At 47.7% G+C, this 4,771-nt stretch carries 4 protein-coding genes; all 4 read left to right on the top strand.

What is annotated here, in order from left to right; all coding sequences use genetic code 11:
- Positions 1-1,291: 1,291 nt before the first annotated feature.
- The 4 genes from A3SI_RS16235 to A3SI_RS16215 all read left to right on the top strand — a co-directional run bounded on the left by A3SI_RS16235 (position 1,292) and on the right by A3SI_RS16215 (position 4,481).
- Positions 1,292-1,612 carry a hypothetical protein gene (locus A3SI_RS16235; RefSeq protein WP_009057613.1) on the top strand — a complete coding sequence of 107 codons (321 nt, stop codon included), beginning with the start codon at positions 1,292-1,294 and terminating at the stop codon, positions 1,610-1,612.
- Between the two features lie 65 nt (positions 1,613-1,677).
- Complete coding sequence (locus A3SI_RS16230) at positions 1,678-1,968, top strand: HNH endonuclease (protein WP_009057612.1); 291 nt, start codon at positions 1,678-1,680, stop codon at positions 1,966-1,968.
- 281 nt (positions 1,969-2,249) lie between these two features.
- A complete protein-coding gene (locus tag A3SI_RS16220; RefSeq protein ID WP_040671274.1) occupies positions 2,250-3,305 on the top strand; it encodes a helix-turn-helix transcriptional regulator in 1,056 nt (351 codons plus the stop codon).
- A gap of 168 nt (positions 3,306-3,473) precedes the next feature.
- A complete protein-coding gene (locus A3SI_RS16215; RefSeq protein WP_009057609.1) occupies positions 3,474-4,481 on the top strand; it encodes a DUF4407 domain-containing protein in 1,008 nt (335 codons plus the stop codon).
- Positions 4,482-4,771: the final 290 nt, after the last annotated feature.

The following is a 4,771-nucleotide window of genomic DNA, read 5'->3' as shown; positions in this document are numbered from 1 at the left end:
GCTGTATCGCATGGTGCCGTTTTATAGATCCAGTTTTCTACACATGGAATAGGATTGCGTACCCCATCCACTAAAACAATGGACGCGGGAGCGGAAGGGAGCTGCGGCTAAGCAGCCCCGTTAGCGTACGTGCCGAACGGAGTGGTCTTCGGGAGAAGGCCACGTAGAGAGGTTGAAGAGTGTTGTGCTGTATCGGTGGTACAGTTTTATAGATCTACTCGCTATACTGTGAGATGTGCTTTCGGAGATTTTAGCTTCCACGTCGGTGATGTTTTTCGCTGTTATGCCCTTTTTCCTTTCCGCGGGTATGCTTTGGGGCGTTTCTAGTGCCGCGGGCTGAAGCCACGCGGTTACCGAAATTTCCGCCCCTATGGGGCTCGAAGCGTTTTTAGGTATTTCTCATAAAATGCGTTCCTATGGGACTCTTGGCGTATTAACGATTATCGCTAATTTTTAAAATCGAACTTTGGGAGATGGTGGAACTGCTTCTATAAGGTCCGCTCCTTAGCGATCAGAAGCGCTCCTCTGCTATTTTGATTTTTTTAACGTCGGGTCTCGGAGTACATAATAAAAAGTTTAACTGAGCAAAAAGACTGCCTACTTAGTGGGGTGTTTTGTGATTGTATTTGTTTTCGTTCATAGTTAAATCGTATAAGCATGGTTTTCTTAATGATTTTAGGCGCTATATTTATCATCGGCTTTTTTCTTGGCAGAATGACGAGGTGAATTATCCAGTGTGCCACCAGAAATTCCTTGGTTTTAAGTGTCTTATGAGAAAAAGACACTTAAAGCCAGCGCATAAACATGCGCATATTCGGTATGCCGTCTTGGATAAGTGCTTCCAGGGATTTCAAACGGTATTACACGATTCATGACCTAGCGGAAAAGTGTAGCAGGCGGTTCGATCAAGTCTTCTCTTCCAAGGCATGAGCTACTTAAAGTCTGCCGTTTTTTTGCCTAAGCGCTTCAGTGGTGCCTATCATAATGAGGGCTGGGTAGACGATTTTGCCTGCGGGTCCAGAATCTTTCTATGCATAAGCATAGGAGTCAGACGTATTCTCCCAAAGGGAGGTGGTGCAGCCGGTGCATGTGCAGGTTGATCATCAGGACACAGGTGGTTCTAGAGCCAGTGCGGAACAAAATGTCGGAGCTGATAGAAAAATGGTAGGGGCACCAGCGCTAAGTCCATGGCCTAGCTGGTAAGAAAAGCTCCAATAAGGAAAAAAGGCTGCTCACTTGTGCTTTTATTTTGAAACTGAAAATAAGGTATTCACATTTTAAATAAAGCGCGATGAAAGAGCAAGTTAGAGCGAGTTTACATGCACAGGTGAGAAAGCAGCAGCGAGGTATTCGGGCCAGCGATATTCAGACGGTAGTGGACTGGGGCAAGTGTATTTATAAGCAAGGGATTCGTTTTTTTTACCTGCCGAAGTCCCTTATTCGGGAGCGAGGTTTAAGCTGTTCGGATGGATTATCCGACTTGATCGTGGTTTTAGCGGGCAAAGACCGAGAGATGATAACCTGCTATAAAAACCCAAAGGCACTTCGTCGGGTGAAGAAGAAGCCCAAGCGCTGTGCGAAGCGTGGTGCTGTTCAGGAGCGGGAATATTAGGGGCTATCGCCCCAAAGTTAGGTTTTTATTAACAGGTGTATATGAAGTAGGAAAGGAGGTAGGTAATGACAGTTTTTGTAGACCAAGAAGCAGCCGAGAGGCGTTATCGTGAGCAGTTGCTCGACCCACGCTGGAAGCGGCTTCGCCAGCAGATTCTTCATCGTGATGGCTGCCAGTGTAGGGTGTGTGGCAGTGCGGAGGCACTACAGGTGCATCATCGGCAGTACCATGTTTTCCGGTATTCGGGGGATTGGAAGGCTCCCTGGCAGTATCCAGCCCGTTTACTGGTGACCTTATGTGCGCGCTGTCATGCGGCGGGTCACGCGGAGTACAGGGTTCCTATTAAGCAGCTGTAATAGGTGGTTCGTGAATGTGTGGGTTTAAGTTATTTTTTGGTAATGATGTAAATTTCTGCGAGGAAAAAGCGATTTTCTTAAAATTTGCTCCTATGGGTCGGGCTATATTTCTACGTTTTTCGATTAACATGTGGGGTCTGGTTTCGGTGGAGGATCAAGTCACTGCCAAGGGCTGTAGATTTAGATGTGGTGAATGGAAGGGTTGAACGAAAGTGTCCTTTGTCCCATGGGACAAAAGCCTTATCTTTCCCTTTCCTTCATCGCTTTTACTATTTAATATTATGGCTGTAGATAAAAAGACGCGCTTCCGGCATGAAATCATAGATAAACTATTACAAAGACAGTCGAAGCATAATACGAAAAAAAACATTTTAAACCGTGTCAATAAAGAATTCGAGCGTCAAGGCAAGGAGGAAATGACAGTAAGTATGCGCACGATCCAAAATGACCTCGATGCCTTAAGGGAGGAGGCTTTTAAACGTGGCATTCAACTTGTCTCCATGAAAATTCCTGGGAGTAAGGAGCATTATTTCTACTATGAGGGAGGCGGTAGTACCGTTCAGCAGGTATATCTCACTGAGGAGGATAAGGCAACCATCACGGCGGCTTTCGAACTGATGAAGCTGGTCGATGGTGCTTTTTCTTATGAGCAGATAGAAAAATTAGAGTCGCGCATGCGGAACCTGTCCATGAGCCCTAAGTTTTCGCAGGAGACGCAGCCCCCCGAAGCAGTGCTTAACTTCGAGGCAGCAGAAAGTAGAGAGGAAGATGGGCGCAACTATATCCCTGTCTTAGTGGAAGCGATTAAAGAGAAGAGCCCCCTGTGCATTACCTTTAAAGGCTACTTTAAAGCGGAGGCTACCCTGCATGAAGTCTCGCCTTATCTGCTCAAGCAGTACAATAGGCGTTGGTTTTTGCTTTGCTATAGCGAGCAGAAGCAAAAGCCCTGGACTCTACCATTGGACCGGATCCAAGCGATAGAAGCAGGTATGCACGCCTTTGTTCCTTATCCGATTTCTGGGGAGAAGCCATTCGAGTTTTTTGAGGACATCATCGGAGTGACAAATGATTTCGAGCAGTCTACACAGCAGGTCTCGCTGCTGATTCGTAGGGATCGGCTTCCTTATCTGCTCAGCAAGGTGCTCCATGGAAGTCAGTCTCCTCCGGAGGAGACCGATGATCCTAAGTGGGCAAGGGTGCGTCTATCGCTCAAGCCAAATCCCGAGTTTTTCTCCCAGGTTTTACAGTACGGTGAGGCGATCCGCATCGAAAGTCCACCTCAGGTGAAAGAACAGATGGCCAAGATTGTGAAAAAAATGACGGGATATTATCTGTAGCCATATTTTTTATTTTTTCGTCCAGATAGCGCAAGTGGGAAAAAGCCTTTCCTGCTTGCGCTTTTATTTTGTGGCATGTCGAGGGGCAAAGCAGCCCATGCGCTATACGCCTACATGGCTACTTGCACCCGACTTTGGTTTTATGTTTCCTCTTAACCCCTTTGTACTATGACTGCTTTATTAAAGATTTTCGCATCTCTTTTTTCCTATGATTATCAGGAGCTTCGGTCTCATTCCGCTCAGAGTCGGCAGAAGGTGATCACGCTGGGCCTATTACTGCTACTGCCCACGTCGGTATGGTTCTTTTCGGCCACCTACCTGGTGCATGTCCTTTTAGGTGTGTCCCTATTTGCGGGATTACTGACAGGTTTCGTCGCCTCTGCCTTTATTTTTGTAGTGGATCGGAGTATGGTGGTGGCGCGCATCTCGGGTTTTCGTTCGTGGATATTTGGTTTTTTTCGTCTGGCTTTTGCTGTAGGTGCCTCCATCATCGGAGCGATTAGCATAGACCTGGCGCTTTTCGGTGGGGACATCGAGGAGTTCCGCGCGCACCGAGCTGCGGAGGAGCAACTCCTATTTCAGGAGGAATTTAAGGAGCAGCGTGGAGGTGAGTTGCTTCCTCTTCGGGAGGAGTTAGCTGCTGCCCGTGCGGAGTTTGTTCAGCTGCGTGCTGCTCATCTGGCTGAAATGGACGGTGCGGGTGGTTCTGGTGTGCGTGGTTTCGGGAAGGTGGCCGAGGCCAAAGGGCGTGAGAAGGAGTTGGCGGCTGCGCGTGTGGCTTCTTTAGAGGCGCGTGTACGGGAGTCGGAAGAGGCCTTAGCCGGATCTGCGTCGGCTTATGCGGCACAGCGTTCGAGTCGGGCTTCGGGTACGCTCATGAGTCGGATTCGTGACCTGCATGATTTTGTGCTGTCGGATTATCTGGTTTTGTCGTTCTATGTGATCTTTTTCGGGGTGGTGCTTTTGTTAGAGTTGTTCGTCTTACTGTATAAGATGTTAAGCCCTACCACCAGTTTCGAGGAGCATTTAGATGCGGAGGATCGCTATCGGCGTGGACGCTTGGAGGCCTATGCGCGGATGCAGGCAGATACGCTGGAGGGCATTCGTTTGTTAGGTGAAGACTATGAGCGATTGTCTCGTCGCCCTTCACGGCGTGGTATTCGTGGCTTGAGTTGAGTTTTGTTTAAGGTGGCGTTCTTCCTGTGGAGGGGGGGACGCTTTTTTTATTTTAGGAGGGGGAGCTTTCGGCGGGAAAAAAGGCCTTGTTTTTCCTTGCGCATGCGCAAAAAATCCGCTACTTTTATCTTAATGAAAGCGACTCTATGGCGTTTATAAATGTAAAACTAAAAATTTTTGACACGATTTTCATTTGTAACTCATTGAAAATCAGTCAAAACTGGAGTTAGCTGTCAGAGTACCCCATCCACTAAAACAAGGATTAAGACCTCTACTAAGAAAGCCACTAA

The organism is Nitritalea halalkaliphila LW7, from assembly GCF_000265075.1.
Taxonomy (GTDB): domain Bacteria; phylum Bacteroidota; class Bacteroidia; order Cytophagales; family Cyclobacteriaceae; genus Nitritalea; species Nitritalea halalkaliphila.
Note: the sequence above shows the minus strand (reverse complement) of the source record. Positions and strands in the feature narration are given on the sequence as shown.

Coding starts and splice junctions, on each gene's coding strand:
- A3SI_RS16220 (WP_040671274.1), top strand. CDS start 2,250: ATGGCTGTAGATAAAAAGACGCGCTTCCGGCATGAAATCATAGATAAA.
- A3SI_RS16235 (WP_009057613.1), top strand. CDS start 1,292: ATGAAAGAGCAAGTTAGAGCGAGTTTACATGCACAGGTGAGAAAGCAG.
- A3SI_RS16230 (WP_009057612.1), top strand. CDS start 1,678: ATGACAGTTTTTGTAGACCAAGAAGCAGCCGAGAGGCGTTATCGTGAG.
- A3SI_RS16215 (WP_009057609.1), top strand. CDS start 3,474: ATGACTGCTTTATTAAAGATTTTCGCATCTCTTTTTTCCTATGATTAT.